General features: G+C 69.4%; 14 protein-coding genes. 9 read left to right on the forward strand and 5 right to left on the reverse strand.

Annotation, left to right across the window (positions count from 1 at the left end):
• Positions 1-22: 22 nt before the first annotated feature.
• Complete coding sequence (locus tag GGR64_RS10690; protein ID WP_160971027.1) at positions 23-1,051, reverse strand: hypothetical protein; 1,029 nt, start codon at positions 1,049-1,051, stop codon at positions 23-25.
• Between the two features lie 316 nt (positions 1,052-1,367).
• Positions 1,368-2,054 carry a YggS family pyridoxal phosphate-dependent enzyme gene (locus GGR64_RS10695; RefSeq protein WP_326520327.1) on the reverse strand — a complete coding sequence of 229 codons (687 nt, stop codon included), beginning with the start codon at positions 2,052-2,054 and terminating at the stop codon, positions 1,368-1,370.
• Between the two features lie 85 nt (positions 2,055-2,139).
• On the opposite strand from GGR64_RS10695, the gene GGR64_RS10700 reads away from it, so the two are divergent.
• From GGR64_RS10700 to GGR64_RS10725, 6 genes are all read left to right on the forward strand, one after another.
• Complete coding sequence (locus GGR64_RS10700) at positions 2,140-3,177, forward strand: type IV pilus twitching motility protein PilT (protein ID WP_160971019.1); 1,038 nt, start codon at positions 2,140-2,142, stop codon at positions 3,175-3,177.
• A 118-nt stretch (positions 3,178-3,295) separates the two neighbouring features.
• Positions 3,296-4,426 carry a PilT/PilU family type 4a pilus ATPase gene (locus GGR64_RS10705; protein WP_160971017.1) on the forward strand — a complete coding sequence of 377 codons (1,131 nt, stop codon included), beginning with the start codon at positions 3,296-3,298 and terminating at the stop codon, positions 4,424-4,426.
• Positions 4,427-4,583: 157 nt separating this feature from the next.
• Positions 4,584-5,867, forward strand: a complete 1,284-nt coding sequence (locus tag GGR64_RS10710; protein ID WP_184645716.1) for a PQQ-binding-like beta-propeller repeat protein — start codon at positions 4,584-4,586, stop codon at positions 5,865-5,867.
• Positions 5,864-7,363: a diguanylate cyclase gene (locus tag GGR64_RS10715; protein ID WP_184645718.1), complete on the forward strand. Its 1,500-nt coding sequence runs from the start codon at positions 5,864-5,866 to the stop codon at positions 7,361-7,363. Before GGR64_RS10710 ends, GGR64_RS10715 begins: the two co-directional genes overlap by 4 nt.
• Positions 7,364-7,668: 305 nt before the next feature.
• Entirely contained in the window at positions 7,669-8,268 is a 600-nt protein-coding gene (locus tag GGR64_RS10720; protein WP_184645720.1) for an MFS transporter permease, read from the forward strand.
• Between the two features lie 133 nt (positions 8,269-8,401).
• Positions 8,402-9,118: a YitT family protein gene (locus tag GGR64_RS10725; protein ID WP_184446859.1), complete on the forward strand. Its 717-nt coding sequence runs from the start codon at positions 8,402-8,404 to the stop codon at positions 9,116-9,118.
• A gap of 81 nt (positions 9,119-9,199) precedes the next feature.
• Here the strand turns inward: GGR64_RS10725 and GGR64_RS10730 are convergent, their stop codons facing one another.
• The 3 genes from GGR64_RS10730 to GGR64_RS10740 all read right to left on the reverse strand — a co-directional run bounded on the left by GGR64_RS10730 (position 9,200) and on the right by GGR64_RS10740 (position 12,541).
• A complete protein-coding gene (locus GGR64_RS10730; RefSeq protein ID WP_184645722.1) occupies positions 9,200-10,108 on the reverse strand; it encodes a DUF72 domain-containing protein in 909 nt (302 codons plus the stop codon).
• An 85-nt stretch (positions 10,109-10,193) separates the two neighbouring features.
• Positions 10,194-10,733 (reverse strand): DNA-3-methyladenine glycosylase I, encoded by a 540-nt coding sequence (locus GGR64_RS10735; protein WP_184645724.1) that lies wholly within the window; start codon positions 10,731-10,733, stop codon positions 10,194-10,196.
• 14 nt (positions 10,734-10,747) lie between these two features.
• Positions 10,748-12,541: a DUF4153 domain-containing protein gene (locus GGR64_RS10740; protein ID WP_184645725.1), complete on the reverse strand. Its 1,794-nt coding sequence runs from the start codon at positions 12,539-12,541 to the stop codon at positions 10,748-10,750.
• Positions 12,542-12,647: 106 nt separating this feature from the next.
• Between GGR64_RS10740 and GGR64_RS10745 the strand changes: the two genes are divergently transcribed.
• From GGR64_RS10745 to GGR64_RS10755, 3 genes are read left to right on the forward strand one after another with little or no spacing between them, the layout of a single operon-like run.
• Positions 12,648-13,214, forward strand: a complete 567-nt coding sequence (locus GGR64_RS10745; RefSeq protein ID WP_184645727.1) for a YqgE/AlgH family protein — start codon at positions 12,648-12,650, stop codon at positions 13,212-13,214.
• Between the two features lie 7 nt (positions 13,215-13,221).
• Positions 13,222-13,719: a Holliday junction resolvase RuvX gene (gene ruvX, locus GGR64_RS10750; RefSeq protein WP_184645912.1), complete on the forward strand. Its 498-nt coding sequence runs from the start codon at positions 13,222-13,224 to the stop codon at positions 13,717-13,719.
• A gap of 19 nt (positions 13,720-13,738) precedes the next feature.
• The gene (locus GGR64_RS10755) at positions 13,739-14,686 is read left to right on the forward strand and encodes an aspartate carbamoyltransferase catalytic subunit (RefSeq protein WP_184645728.1); all 948 of its coding nucleotides are present in this window, start codon (positions 13,739-13,741) and stop codon (positions 14,684-14,686) included.
• The last annotated feature ends 122 nt before the right edge of the window (positions 14,687-14,808 follow it).

Raw genomic sequence — 14,808 nt, forward strand, 5'->3', positions numbered from 1 at the left:
GCGTGCGGTCTGGCGCGGGGCCTCAGTTGGACTCGGTGAAGGTGATCGACGGCGTGCTGCCGCCGGCCGTCGAGCAGCTGCCCAGGTTGAGGTTGTTGGTCTCGCCGGTGCTGCCGGCATTGGCCGCGCAGGTCGGGGCGGCGGTGGAGCCGTTGGTGGCGGCCACCTTCACCGTGATCGACGAGCCGGAGTTGAAGTTGGCGCTGGAACCGCCGGCGTTGCCCACCACGTTGAACTCGGCGTCCTTCCACACCGTGGCCAGCTTGACCACGCTGTCCTTGGCGCTGACGCTGTAAGCGGTGCCGTTGTTGGTGAAGGTGATGGTGTCGTTGCCATTGGCGGTGGCCGAACCGGTCAGCTTGACGTTGGCCAGTTGCGTGGCCGGCACGTCCGGCGCGCTGACCGCATTGCTGTTGCGGTAGCAGTCCGAGCCGCCGCCGCTCATCCAGCCGCTCGGGCAACTGCTGCCGTAGCCGATCAACCAGTACTGCATGAACACCGCGGCCTGGCCCTGGGTCTCGTAGTCGGTGGCGTAGACGAACTGCTGCCACACGGTGCAGCCGGAGCGGCCGCCGCAGACGCTGGTGGTGGCGTTGTAGTTGGAGTTGATCTGCAGCGAGTACTCGTTCGGGCCGAGGATGCCGCCGCCGCCGAAGGAGGCCACGCCGACGCCCTGTTCCGAGGTCACGCCGGTGACCTGCGGGAAGCTGCCCACGGCCTTGCTGATGAGGCTGCTGGAACGCAGCGCGTAGTCGTAGCCGTTGCCGGTGGTTTCGGTGGCGCCGAACAGGATCTTGTGCGGGATCGGATGCACACGGCGGGTCAGGGTCTTGCAGACGTCCGTTTGCCACTGCGTATCGGGGAAGTTGGCATGGAAGCAGCCTTCCGCCGGTGTCGGTTGATGCGCCATGGTTTCGCGCCAGGCGGTGCGCGCCTGGACTTCGGCGGGCGACATCATCGCTTCTTCATTGGTCCAGGCCGGCGTCGCCGTCGGCGCGGCCAGTGCCGCGGGGACGTGCAGCAGACCCATGAAGCAGGAGGCGAACAGCAATCGGGTGGATGCTTGCATCTGTGACCTCGTTGGAGCCGAGCGCATTCGGCGATGGACTGCGGATGACCCGCGGTCGCCGCCATGGAAGCCGAAGCGCGCGCATCTGAAACGTGACTGAATTAACGGTTCGCAACCGTGTCGCACGGTTCAGCAAGCACTGTCGGAGCGAACCTTTCATTCATCTCGAAACACTATTTTTTTCAACGAGATGGGCTACGACAGAATTCCGATGTTGGTGAATCGTTTTTGAAGCGGCTGTAGACAAATCATCACAGTGTCACAAGTGATGCGCTGATGCGGCGCGGCAGCAGCCGGTTCACCCCGCAGCACGCGGACCGCGCGCACCGAACAAGGCGGTGCCGACCCGCACCATGGTGGCGCCGGCGGCGATGGCGTCGGCGAAGTCGCCGCTCATGCCCATCGACAAGGTGTCGACCTGCGGATGGGCGGCACGCAGCCGCTCGAACAGGGCGTGCATGCGCGCGAACGCATCGATGCGGCGTTCGGCCTCCGGCCACGGTGCGGGAATGGCCATCAACCCGCGCAGCGCCAACCTCGGCTGCGCGGCGATGGCTGCGGCCAGCGCGTCCACGGCCTCGGGCTGGCAGCCATGCTTGCTGGCCTCGTCGTCGATGTTGACCTGGATCAGCACGTTCAGCGGCGCGGATGCGGCGGCGCGGCCCTTGGCCAGGGCGGCGACCAGCTTGGGCCGGTCCACGGTCTGCACCCAGTCGAACAGCGTCGCCGCCTGTTCGGCCTTGTTCGACTGCAGGTGGCCGATCAGATGCCATTCCAGACCGGCATTGGCCAACGCGGCGATCTTGGTCGCCGCTTCCTGCACGTAGTTCTCGCCGAAGGCGCGCTGGCCCTGTGCGGCCAGCGCCGCCACGGCCTCGGCCGGCTGGGTCTTGGACACCGCCAGCAACTGCGCGTGCGGCCGCCCTGCGGCGTCGGCGGCGCGGTTCATGTCCAGGCGGATCTGGTGCAGCGGAGAGAGGGGCACGGCGGCGTTCCGGCAAAGGGAAGGGCGCTATACTGCCGGCCGGGGAATCATCCTTCCAGTCGCAGCCCAAGGGGAAAAGCAGCGTATGGATATCGCTGAACTATTGGCGTTCTCGGTCAAGAACAAAGCGTCCGACCTGCACCTGTCCGCGGGCCTGCCGCCGATGATCCGGGTCGATGGCGACGTCCGCCGCATCAACATCCCGGCGCTGGACCACAAGCAGGTGCACGCGCTGGTCTACGACATCATGTCGGACAAGCAGCGCCGCGACTACGAGGAATTCCTCGAGGTCGACTTCTCGTTCGAGATTCCCAGCCTGGCACGCTTCCGCGTCAACGCGTTCAACCAGAACCGCGGCGCCGGCGCGGTGTTTCGCACCATTCCCTCGGAAGTGCTGACCCTGGAAGACCTGGGGTGCCCGCCGATCTTCCGCCAGTTGATCGACCAGCCGCAGGGCCTGATCCTGGTCACCGGGCCGACCGGTTCGGGCAAGTCGACCACGCTCGCCGGCATGATCGACTACATCAACAAGAACGAATACGGCCACATCCTCACCGTCGAGGATCCGATCGAATTCGTGCACACCTCGCAGAAGTGCCTGATCAACCAGCGCGAGGTGCATCGCGACACCCACGGCTTCAACGAGGCGCTGCGCTCGGCGCTGCGCGAAGACCCGGACATCATCCTGGTCGGCGAGCTGCGCGACCTGGAAACCATCCGCCTGGCGCTGACCGCGGCCGAGACCGGCCACCTGGTGTTCGGCACCCTGCACACCAGTTCGGCGGCCAAGACCATCGACCGCATCATCGACGTGTTCCCCGCCGGCGAGAAGCCGATGGTGCGTTCGATGCTGTCCGAATCGCTGCGCGCGGTGATCTCGCAGGCGCTGCTGAAGAAGGTCGGCGGCGGCCGCACCGCAGCCTGGGAGATCATGGTCGGCACCCCCGCCATCCGCAACCTGATCCGCGAGGACAAGGTCGCGCAGATGTACTCGTCGATCCAGACCGGCCAGCAGAACGGCATGCAGACCCTGGACCAGCACCTGCAGGACCTGGTCAAGCGCAGCCTGATCACCCGCAACCAGGCCCGCGAGTACGCCAAGGACAAGCGGTTGTTCGAGTAGCCGGGATTGGGGATTCGGGATTGGGGATTCGCAAAAGCGGGTCTCTCCGATCCCAGGATGCCCGCTGTTACCAATCCCCAATCCCGAATCCCCAATCCCGGTTCCGAAGGAGCACGCCATGAGCACCATCGACTTCACCTCCTTCCTGAAACTGATGGCGCACCAGAAGGCGTCGGACCTGTTCATCACCTCGGGCATGCCGCCGGCGATGAAGGTGCACGGCAAGATCACCCCGATCACGCAGACGCCGCTGACCCCGCAGCAGAGCCGCGACCTGGTGCTGAACGTGATGACGCCGTCGCAGCGCGAGGAGTTCGAGAAGACCCACGAGTGCAATTTCGCCATCGGCGTGTCGGGCGTCGGCCGCTTCCGCGTCAGTTGCTTCTACCAGCGCAACCAGGTGGGCATGGTGCTGCGCCGGATCGAGACGCGCATTCCCAGCGTGGACGAGCTGAATCTGCCGCCGGTGATCAAGACCCTGGCGATGACCAAGCGCGGCATCATCATCTTCGTCGGCGCCACCGGCACCGGCAAGTCGACCTCGCTGGCGGCGATGATCGGCTACCGCAACCAGAACTCCACCGGGCACATCATCACCATCGAGGACCCGATCGAGTTCGTGCACAAGCACGAGGGCTGCATCATCACCCAGCGCGAGGTCGGCATCGACACGGACAGCTGGGAGAACGCGCTGAAGAACACGCTGCGCCAGGCGCCGGACGTGATCATGATCGGCGAGGTGCGCACCCGCGAGGGCATGGACCACGCCATCTCCTTCGCCGAGACAGGCCACCTGGTGCTGTGCACGCTGCACGCCAACAACGCCAACCAGGCGATGGACCGCGTGATCAACTTCTTCCCTGAGGACCGCCGCAGCCAGCTGCTGATGGACCTGTCGCTGAACCTGCGCGGCGTGGTCGCGCAGCAGTTGATCCCGACCCCGGACGGCAAGGGCCGCCGCGTGGCCATGGAGATCATGCTCGGCACGCCGCTGGTGCAGGACTACATCCGCGAAGGTGAGATCCACAAGCTCAAGGACGTGATGAAGGAGTCCACCAACCTGGGCATGAAGACCTTCGACCAGAGCCTGTTCGAGTTGTACCAGGCCGGCGAGATCAGCTACGAGGATGCGCTGCGCCACGCCGATTCGCAGAACGAGGTGCGCCTGCGCATCAAGCTGGCCCAGGGCGGCGACGCGCGCACCTTGGCGCAGGGCCTGGACGGGGTCGAGATCGCCGAGGTGCGCTGAGCCGGTCCTGCACGCGAGCGTAAGGCCGGGCGCTCGCTGCGATGGCCGGCGCCCCCGCCGCAGCGGCTGGCTCCGGTGCGTTCACAGGTGTCGTGTTTCAGTCAGCCGTCCGCCGGAAGTCCATCGCGGACGTTTCAGCCGAAGGGAGAGAAGCCGCATGAACGACGCGCCTGAACTGCTCTGGTCGACACAGCCGCACGCCGGCTACTACATCAACTCGGTGGCGGTGTCCGACGATGGCAACGTCATCGTCGCCGGCACCTTTTTCCACCGTTACGGCCCCGCATCGCAGATTCCCGGGATGGACGCGGTGCCGGTCGCGCAACGCAAGATCTTCGAACGCACCGCACCGGCGGCCACGCGGACCGATGTGCGCGACGACCAGGACGGGCATTTCGGCACCTACGCCTGGGATCGGACCGGCAAGCCGCTGCTGACGCAGGAGTTCGACGGCTGGCAGGGCGTGTACTGGGTCGACGTGGCGGCGGACGGCGGCACCGTGGCGAGCTGCGGCTGGAAGAGCAAGGCGCCGTATGCGGGCTTCATCAGCGCCTGGGCGGTCCCCGGCGGCGAGGAACTGCTGTCCTTCGCGCTCCCCGGTCGCGGCAACATGGTGTCGCTGGACGCGTGCGGGCGGACGTTGCTGGCCGGCGCCGAGCAGGGCTATCTGTTCTGCCGCGACGGCGCCGGGGCCTTCGCCGCCACGCCCGCGTGCATTGCGCTGACCGCTGGCGGCGACAGCAACGGCGACAGCGTCATCGCCACCGGCATCGCCGCCGACGGCGCGACCGGGCTGGTGGCCAGCGCGCAGGGCGAGATCATCCTGTTCTCGATCGCCTCCGGACAACCGACGGCGCTGGCGCGCTGGCAGTTGCCCACGCACGTCAGCGTCCATGCCGCGGTGCTGTCCGGCAATGGGCGCCGGGCCTATGTCGGTGCCAGCGACGGCACGCTGTACGCGTTCGACGTGGCGACGTTCCAGCATGCGTCCGCGCCCGCGCCGGCCTGGACCGCGACGGTGCCCGAGGGCGCGACGACCATCTACGGGTTGGCCTGCGACCGTGCCGGCGACAAGGTCGCGATCGCCGGCAACCTCAAGGGCGGCGGCGTCGTTGCCGTGTACGCCGATGCCGGCACCGCGGCGACGCTGCAGTGGACCGCGCACAGCGCGCATTCGCCCAACTGCCTGGCGTTCGACCCGGGCGGACAGTGGCTGGGGCTGGCCGATGGCCATCCCGACGCCACGCCTGGCGCGTTCACGCTCTGGAACGCGATCGACGGCACCCTGCAATGGTCCTATGGCACGGACAACATGAGTTGGCCGATCCGTCTGTGCAGCGGTGCGACGGTGGTGGTGGGCGGCAGCGACGACAGCACGGTCAGGGCGTTCGCCGGCCCCGGTTCGGCCATCGGCCGTGGCCGGCAGGAGGCCGATGGATGACCGGCTGGGACGCCGAGGCGCCGTCTCGCACGCGCGCCGCGGCGCCGCGCCGTCCCGCCGCGCTGCTGGTGCTGTCGGCCGTGCTGGTGGTGGCGTGGCTGGCGGTCTTCGAGTTGGCGCGGGTGCTGGACTATCAGCCGCATGCGAGCCTGTGGTTTCCGCCGGTGGCGGTGACGTTGGCGACGTTCATGGTGCTGGGCTGGCGCGGCGCGCCGGCGATCGCCATCGCCTGCGTGCTGGCCACGCTGCTCAGCTTCTATCGCACGAGCGCTCATCCCGCCGTCCCCGACCGAGCGGTCCTGTCGTATGCACTGCTGTTCACCGCGCAACAGTTCTGCGTCTGGGGCGGGCTGGCCTGGCTGCTGCGTCGCGTCGGCCGGGTTGTGTCCTCGAGCAGCCTGCCGCGCGCGGTCACCTGCTTCATCCTCGGGGGCGGGGTGGCCTCGTTGCTGTCCGCCTGCCTGGGCGGTGCGGGGCTGGTGGTCACCGGCGCCATCGACCTGCCGAGCATGCTGGCGCAGTTGATCCCGTGGGCGATCGGCGACTACGCCGGCCTGCTGGCGCTCGGCCCGCTGGCGATCGTCGCGGTGCTGCGTCTGGCCGAGCGGCTGCAGATCGTGCCGCAGCCAGGTATTCCGCGCTTGTCGGGGATGATCGAACCGGCCGGAAGCGTCTCTGCCTACCTGGTCAAGCTCGCGCTGCTGCTCGGCGTCACTCTGACAGTGATGGCGCTTGCGGCGGTGTTGCCGCGGCAGCCGGCGGTGGTCTTCGCGCTGTTCGTGGTGGTGGTGATCCAGTTGTGGATCGTGCATACCCACGGGATGCTGCAGGCGCTGACGGCAATCGCCGCCTTCAGCCTGCTGATCGCCGTCGCCACGCCGTTGCTGCGGCTCGAGGCGCAGGCGCTCGCGCTGCAGTTCGCCATGATCAGCCTGGCGGCGAACAGCTACTTCGGCCTGGCCGTTCCCGGGCTCTACGCCGACAACACGCGGCTGCGCCATGCGCTGGTGCGCGATCCGGTGACCGGGGCGCTGTCGCGGACCGGATTCCTGGAGCAGGTGCTCAACGATCTGCAACTGGCTGCGCAGGATCCGCGTCCACTGGCGGTGATCGTCGCCGACATGGACAACCTCAAGGCGATCAACGACCAGTTCGGACATGCCGCCGGCGATGCGGCCTTGCGCGCCTTCGTCAAGCGCTGCCGCCACTGTCTGCGGCCGGGGCAGTTGCTCGGGCGCCGCGGCGGCGACGAGTTCGCGCTGTACCTGCCGCTGACCACGCCGGAGCGGGCGGACGCGTTGATCGACACGTTGCGCGCGGCGCTTGCCAAGCCTGGCGAGGACGACGGGTTTGCGACCGGGCTGTCGGCCAGCTTCGGCCTGGCCCTGTGCCACCGCCGGGATCTGGACGCGGAGGCGCTGGAGGAACTGCTCGAACGCGCCGACGCGGCGATGTACGCGGACAAACGGCAGCACCGCACCGTGGCCGTTCGCTGATTGTTCCCCTTCTCCCGCGGACCATGGCCCCCTTCTCGGGCGAAGGGGCCCAAAAGGCGGATGAGGGGAGGACGAAGCCTCATGGTCTTGTTTCAGCGACACGCTTCGCGCCGGAGCCTCACCCCAACCCCCGCTCCGCGCCCCGGCCCGCGCTTGCGGCGCGGGCGCGCCAGGGTGCGCGCGCCAGCGGCGCGCAAGCGGCACCCCGTCGCCCCGGAGGGAGAGGGGCTTTGGCTCCCTTCTCCCGTTGGGAGAAGGTGCCCCGCAGGGGCGGATGAGGGGGCGGTCAGCCAGGAATGCCACACATGCCAGTAGATAACCCGTACGCCGCCCCTGCCGCCGCGCTGCCTGACGCCGCGCCCGCTGTCGCCCCCATCGATCCCCTGTCCACGCTGTTCGCGCCATCGGCAACCAAGTTGGCCTTGCTGTGCGCGACCAGCTTCGGCTGGTATGCGTTGTACTGGTTCTACCGCAACTGGCGCGCGTTGCGCCTGCTGTCCGGGCGCCGGCGGGTCTCGCCGGTGTGGCGGTCGGTGTTCTCGCTGCTCTGGGTGTTCGCCTGCTTCCGCGGGCTGGAACGCACCATCGGCGTGCAGGGTGGCGCGCTGGTTGGCTGGCTGGGGCCGGCGCTGGCCTATGTCTGCCTGAGCCTGCTGGGCGCGTGGCCCTCGGCGCTGTCGCTGCTGACGCTGTTGAGCTGGACGCCGGTGCTGCTGGTCAACCAGCGTCTGGCCCGCTTCAAGCAGGCACGCGGCCTGCCGCGCAGCCCGGCCGAACGGTTCAACGCCTGGACCTGGACGTGGCTGGCGATCGCCGGGCCAGTAGCGCTGCTGGTGATGGTGGGGATGGTGGTGGCGATCGCCGGGGTGCAGCACCACATCAAGGTCGACTTGCCGACTCGATAGGCTGGCGTTGGCTGGCGGAGCACGCTGAGCGTTCGCCCATGCAACCGTCGCCATGCACGCAGCCATCAAAGTTTCATGTGCAACCACCTCCCGGCTGGTGTCTAATACCGCCCCCCACGCCGTGCCCCCTCCCGTGAGCCTTCCCGATTCCGATCTGCGTCCGGACCTGGACCCGTTGCCCGACGACGGCACCGTCGTCACCGCCGGGCCGCTGACCCCGCCGCCGGATTCGGCCGGCACCGTGCAGGATGCGCGCGCGCTGCGTCACAGCGTGGCCGAGGACGTGCAGGGCATGTTGCTGGCGACCCTGGTGGCCTCGCTGGGCCTGGCGGTGTTCGCCCATGGCGGCTTGATGATCGGCGGCATGGCCGGCGTGGCCTTCCTGCTGCACTACGCGCTGGGCTGGAACTTCGGACTGATGTTCGTGCTGGTCAACCTGCCGTTCTACTGGCTGTCGGTGCGGCGCATGGGCTGGGAGTTCACCCTCAAGACCTTCGCCGCGGTGGCCGCCTGCGGCCTGTTGACCGACCTGCTGCCACGCTGGGCGCAGTGGGCGACGATGACGCCGCTGTTCTCGGCGCTGGTCGGCGGCGCGCTGGTCGGGCTCGGCATCCTGTTCTTCATCCGTCACCGCGCCAGCCTCGGCGGCGTCGGCATCCTCGCGGTCTACCTGCAGCGCAGCCGCGGCTGGAGCGCGGGCAAGGTGCAGATGAGCTTCGACGCGGCGTTGATGGCGGTGGCGTTCTGGCTGCTGGCGCCGCAGCAGGTGCTGTACTCGGCGATCGGTGCGGTGGTGCTGAGCCTCGTGCTGATGTTCAACCACCGCTCTGGCCGCTACATGGGCGTGTGAGAGCTGCAGCAGATCGTCGTCGCGCAAGGCGCTGGTGCGTATGACCGCATCGCCGCAAATCCGCATGATGCGAAATGTCCCTCAACCGTCGCCGTCGCTGTCGCCGCGCGCCGGGCACGGCGTCGGCACGCCCAGCCGTTGCGCCAGGCGCCGTGCGTCGAATGGCGCATGCACCTTCATGTCGTTGTCGAAGTAGCAGTACACGTCGCGGCGTACCCGCGCCTGGGCGCGTGGGCCGACCCGCTGCGCGTCGGTGGGCTCGCTGCCGCGGTGCCAGGCCTCGATGCGCCGGGCCCAGGTGTCGAGGGCCTTGTCGTCGTAGCCGCTGGCATAGAGCTGCGCATCGCCGTGCAGGCGCAGGTACAGGAAGTCGGCGGTCACGTCTTCCAGGTACGGCCACTTGCCGGCGGTATCGGCCTGCACCAGCGCCACGCGGTGCTTGCGCAGCAAGGCCACCGCCTCCGGCGTGGCGAAGCTGGGATGGCGCACTTCCAGCGCATGGCGCAGGCGCCGATTGCGGTCGATCTGCAGCAGGCTGCGGTCGCGCATGCGTGCAGCGTCGCGCTTGCGCGCCAGCGCCAGGGCGGCCTCGCTGGTGCGCGGCAGCAGCGCCAGGAAGGTGTCCAGCAGGTCGTGGTCGAAGGCCAGCGACGGCGGCAACTGCCATAGCAGCGGCCCCAGCTTCGGCCCGAGCGCGAGCAGGCCGGAGGCGAAGAAATTGGCCAGCGGCTGCTCGCAGTCGCGCAGCCGCTTCAGGTGGGTGACGAAGCGCGGACCCTTGACCGCGAACACGAAGTCGCGCGGCGTGGCGTCGTGCCAGGCGGCATAGCTTTTCGGGGTCTGCAGCGAATAGAACGAGCCGTTGAGTTCCACCGAGCGGAAGCACTGCGCGGCGTATTCCAACTCCCGCCGCTGGATCAGGTCGGACGGGTAGAAGACGCCGCGCCAGCGCGGATAGCGCCAGCCGGAAATGCCGATGCGCAAGGCCATGCGCCGACCATGCCGGCGGCCTCGTGCAGCGCCCGTGCAGGCCGCGGCAAGGCGGCGTCGTGCCGGTCCGCGCGTCGCGGTGGCCTCAGCCGGCGCGCATCCACGGCGGATCCATCTGCGCGATGCGGGCGAACGCCGGGCAGTCCTCGCGGTGCGCGCCGGGCAGGTAGCCCAGGCTCATCAGGAACTCGCCGGTGATCTCGCCGCCGGTGAAGCGGAAGGTGCGCTTGAACAGCTTGATCCACTCGGCCTTGCTGCGCGGATGCTGCGCGTCCAGCCACGCGGCGAAGCTGCCGTGGCTGGCCCGCAGGCCCTGGATCACCTGCGCGTTGTGGATCGCGGCCTGCACCTTGAGCCGGTTACGGATGATGCCGGCGTCGCCGAGCAGGCGCAGCACGTCTGCCTCGCCGAAGGCCGCCACCGTGTCCACGTCGAACCCGGCGTAGGCGGCGCGGAAGCCGGCGCGCTTCTTCAGCATCAGCTCCCAGCTCAATCCGGCCTGGTTGATCTCCAGCACCAGCCGCTCGAACAGGTTGGCTTCGGCGCGTTGCGGCACGCCGTACTCGTGGTCGTGGTAGTGGCCGTGCACCGGGTGCCCGGGGGCGATATCGCAATAGCTGCTCATGCGGCGGACATCCGTCAATCGGTCTGGTCGTTGGGGTCGGCAGGGTACACCTCGGTACGCCGGGTCCCGGGCAGTTGCAGGTCGGGCCAGCGCCGCGGCAGCAACTGCAGCTTGCCGTCGCGCAACGCCTGGTAAAGCGCATCGGCGTTGTCGCCGCGGCGCGGGAAGAAGTGGGTTCGCGCCACGTCGCTCCAGCCGTTGCCCACGTCGGTGTGGATGCGGCATTCGACGCCGTAGCCGACGCTGGCGTCGCACAGCAGCACGTCGTCGTGGCCATCGCCGTCCAGGTCGCGGCGCAGCGCCACGCACTGCGCGCCCTCGCGTCGGCAGTTGCCGTCCTCGATCTTTCCGGCCAGCAGTGCCTGCCACCACGCGGCGCCGGGGTCGGCGCTGCCCGCGGCCAGCGCGATGCGCTGGCGCACCTGCAGCGGATCGGCGCTGCGCGGTGCATCGTCGTTGTCGCCGCCCCAGCGCTGCTGGCGCTGCAGCATGCGCTGCAGGCGCTCGCGCTGCACCGGGTCGTCGGCGAACGCAGGCACTTCGCGCAGCGATTGCACGGCGCGGTAGCCGCGGCGGCCGCTGTCGAAGCGCAGGTAGGCCAGATCCAGTTGCGCCGCGCTGGTGCGGCCGTCGGCCAGGCGCTGCAGCTGGTTGCCGACGACGATGCGGTAGGGGTCCAGCAGCGGCGAGCAGGCCGCCAGTGCCAGGCCGATCACCACCCATGACAGCACCCGGTTCACCGGCGCCAGTGGCTGCAGCCAGCGCGCACCCGGCCGCAGCACCGCCCAGGCATAACCGCATGCGTAGCCGCAGGCGACCACCGCGACCAGCACCCCGGCAAAGCGCTCGGTACTCCAGCCGTACTGCCCGATGCGCAGCCACAACGCGTACAGCGCCAGCCCTGAATACAGCGGCAGGCTCAGCAGCCCGGCGTCGATCACCCGTTGCAGCCAGGCCGGGTAGGGCACGTCGGCCGTGCCGTCCTGGTACACCGCATTGACGAAGACCACCAGCGTGGCCACCACCGCGATCAGGATGCTGGCTGCGGCGCGGGTCTCCCACAGCGTCTGCAGGCCGGTGAACGGCAGGCTCAACGCGAACAGCACCGCCACGAATGCCAGCAGCGGCAGCAGCCCGGTGCAGATCGCGAACAGGATCTGCCGCATCACCTGCACCGCACGCTGTTGGGTGCGGCCGATCAGGATGCCCAGGCCGAACATGGTGCCGGTGGCCAGGTAGATGAAGGCCGTCTGCCGGAACAGGTCGTAGAACAGGGTCAGCTTGACCAGCGCGAACAAGGCGCCCCACAGCCATAGCACCAGCCAGCAGATCCCCACGAACAGCAGCGCCAGCGCCAGGGTCAGCGCGTTCTGCCAGGCGTGTTCGAACAGGTCGCGGTACGGCGCCTGCCAGCGCCCGTGCTGCAGCCGGCACTGCAGCCACGGCAGCAGCACGAACATCGCCAGCGCCACGGTGGCACCGAACGGGCCCAGCACCTGGCCGGGGCGCAGGCCGGGCGCGCCGGTGGCGTTCCAGACCGCCCAGGCGGACAGGGCCGTCACCAGCACCGCCAGCGCGATGGTGTGCTGCCACAGGCGCGGCGCGCCCAGGTGCCGCACCGACAGCAGGGTCATGGTCGGCACGGTCAGCACCAGGGTGTACCAGCACACCTGTCCGCCCAGGGAGCCGAACGGCCACAGGCCGCTCTCGGCGCCGCGCTGCGCCAGGTACAGCAGCGCGCCTTGCAGCAAGGCCACCAGCACGATGAAGGCGCGGGTCTGGCGTGGCAGGTCGGGGGGCGTGTCCATGCGTGCTTGCTCCTGGGCGATCGGTCGGGGCCGCGATCGGGCGGATTATGGCAGCCCGCCGCAGCCCGGCGCAGCGCGCATGCGGGAGGGACGATAGAATGGGGCCATGTCCGCTTTGCCCACGCCTCTGGCCAACCAACTGCTGATCGCGCTGCCGGCGCTGTCCGATCCCAACTTCGCCCGCAGCGTGGCGCTGATCTGCCAGCACGATGAGAACGGCGCGATGGGCGTGGTGGTCAACCGCGCCTCCGAATACACGCTGGGCGAAGTGCTGGAACAGATGGGCATCGAAACCATCGACGCCGTGCTGCGCGAGCAGGTGGTACTCAGCGGCGGGCCGGTGCATCCGGAACGCGGCTTCGTCATCCACGACGGCGCGCACGGCTGGGATTCCAGCCTGGCGTTCGCCGACGGCCTGTTCCTGACCACCTCGCGCGACGTGCTCGAGGCGATGGCGCGCGGCGAAGGGCCGCGCAATGCGGTGGTCGCGCTGGGCTGCGCCGGCTGGGGCGCCGGCCAGCTGGAATACGAACTGGGCGAGAACAGCTGGCTGACCGCGCCGGCCGACGCCGAATTGCTGTTCGAACTGCCGCTGGAGCGGCGCTGGCAGACCGCGGCCGGGCGCATCGGCGTGGACCTGTTCCGCCTCACCGACTACAGCGGGCATGCCTGAGTCCGGCCTGCCCGAGCCTGGCGCGCCGGCGCCCGCCAGCGCCGCGCCCGCGACGATCCGCCGCGACGGCACCGTGCTCGGTTTCGACGTCGGCCACCGCCGCATCGGCGTGGCCGTCGGCAGCCCGTTCGGCAACGGCGCGCGGGCGCTGGCGGTGATCGACGTGCACGCGCAGGGGCCGGACTGGCCGGCGCTGGATCGCCTGCATGCCGAATGGCGGCCGCACGGCCTGGTGGTCGGCGATCCGCTCACCCTCGACGGCGCCGACCAGCCCAACCGCAAGCGCGCGCATGCCTTCGCCCGCGAACTCGGCGCGCGCTACCGCCTGCCGGTGGTGCTGGTCGACGAACGCTCCAGTTCGGTCGAGGCCGCGCAACGCTTCGCGGTGGACCGTGCCGCCGGCCGCAAGCGCCGCCGCGACGCCGCCGCGCTGGACGCGGTGGCCGCCGCGGTGATCGTGGAGCGCTGGCTGGCCGCGCCCGACGACGCCCTTCCCCCTCCCTGATCCACTGCCCGGACCTGCCATGACTGATCCGCAACTCGATTCGAACGGGCGCCTGCGCCACCTGCTGACCCTGGAAGGGCTGCCGCGCGCCACGCTGCTGCAACTGCTGGACCGCGCCGGACAGATCCGCGACGCGGCGGTGGGCCGGGTCGGCAAGCGCAGCGTGCTGGCCGGCACCGCGGTGTGCACGCTGTTCTTCGAACCGTCCACGCGCACCCGCAGCTCGTTCCAGCTGGCCGCGCAGCGGCTCGGTGCCGACGTGCTGAACTTCGACGCCTCCACCTCGTCCACGCGCAAGGGCGAGACCGCGCGCGACACGCTGAAGAACCTCGAAGCGATGGGCGTGCGCGGCTTCGTCGTGCGCCACCCCGAGGACGGTGCAGTGGAGCGCCTGGCCGAGGCGGCGGGCGAGGGCACCGCGCTGATCAACGCCGGCGACGGCCGCAGCGCGCATCCCACCCAGGGCCTGCTCGACATGCTGACCCTGCGCCACGCCAAGGGCGGCGACTTCTCCAAGCTCAAGCTGGTCATCGTCGGCGACGTCAAGCATTCGCGGGTGGCGCGCTCGGACCTGCATGCGCTGCGCACCCTCGGTGCCGGCGAAGTGCGGGTGTGCGGCCCGCGCGCGCTGCTGCCCGACGACGACACCCTGGACGGCTGCGTGGTCGGCGAGGACTTCGACGCCATGCTCGACGGCGTGGACGCGGTGATGATGCTGCGCCTGCAGCGCGAACGCATGGAGGAAGGCCTGGTGACCTCGCTGGAGGATTACCACGGCGTGTACGGTCTGACCGCCGAGCGCCTGCGCCGCGCGTCAAAGGACGCGGTGGTGCTGCACCCGGGCCCGATCAACCGCGGTGTGGAGATCACCGACGAGGTCGCCGACGGCGCCCAGTCGTGCATCCTGCGCCAAGTCGCCAACGGCGTGGCGGTGCGCATGGCGGTGCTGGAGACCTTGCTGGGCTGAGCGCTGGCGCTTCGCACTCTCGTAGGAGCGGCTTCAGCCGCGACGAGCATTCCCGGCTCTCTGTCGCGGCTGAAGCCGCTCCTACAGGACACGTCCGGTCGCGACGGGATGTGCCCTGAGCC

Source organism: Xanthomonas sp. 3307 (genome assembly GCF_014199735.1).
GTDB lineage: Bacteria > Pseudomonadota > Gammaproteobacteria > Xanthomonadales > Xanthomonadaceae > Xanthomonas_A > Xanthomonas_A rydalmerensis.

Bases quoted from the DNA above. Each gene is read 5' to 3' on its own strand.
- GGR64_RS10720 (WP_184645720.1), top strand. From the start codon at position 7,669: ATGCCAGTAGATAACCCGTACGCCGCCCCTGCCGCCGCGCTGCCTGAC.
- GGR64_RS10700 (WP_160971019.1), top strand. From the start codon at position 2,140: ATGGATATCGCTGAACTATTGGCGTTCTCGGTCAAGAACAAAGCGTCC.
- GGR64_RS10735 (WP_184645724.1), bottom strand. From the start codon at position 10,733: ATGAGCAGCTATTGCGATATCGCCCCCGGGCACCCGGTGCACGGCCAC.
- GGR64_RS10705 (WP_160971017.1), top strand. From the start codon at position 3,296: ATGAGCACCATCGACTTCACCTCCTTCCTGAAACTGATGGCGCACCAG.
- GGR64_RS10715 (WP_184645718.1), top strand. From the start codon at position 5,864: ATGACCGGCTGGGACGCCGAGGCGCCGTCTCGCACGCGCGCCGCGGCG.
- GGR64_RS10745 (WP_184645727.1), top strand. From the start codon at position 12,648: ATGTCCGCTTTGCCCACGCCTCTGGCCAACCAACTGCTGATCGCGCTG.
- GGR64_RS10730 (WP_184645722.1), bottom strand. From the start codon at position 10,108: ATGGCCTTGCGCATCGGCATTTCCGGCTGGCGCTATCCGCGCTGGCGC.
- GGR64_RS10755 (WP_184645728.1), top strand. From the start codon at position 13,739: ATGACTGATCCGCAACTCGATTCGAACGGGCGCCTGCGCCACCTGCTG.
- GGR64_RS10710 (WP_184645716.1), top strand. From the start codon at position 4,584: ATGAACGACGCGCCTGAACTGCTCTGGTCGACACAGCCGCACGCCGGC.
- GGR64_RS10740 (WP_184645725.1), bottom strand. From the start codon at position 12,541: ATGGACACGCCCCCCGACCTGCCACGCCAGACCCGCGCCTTCATCGTG.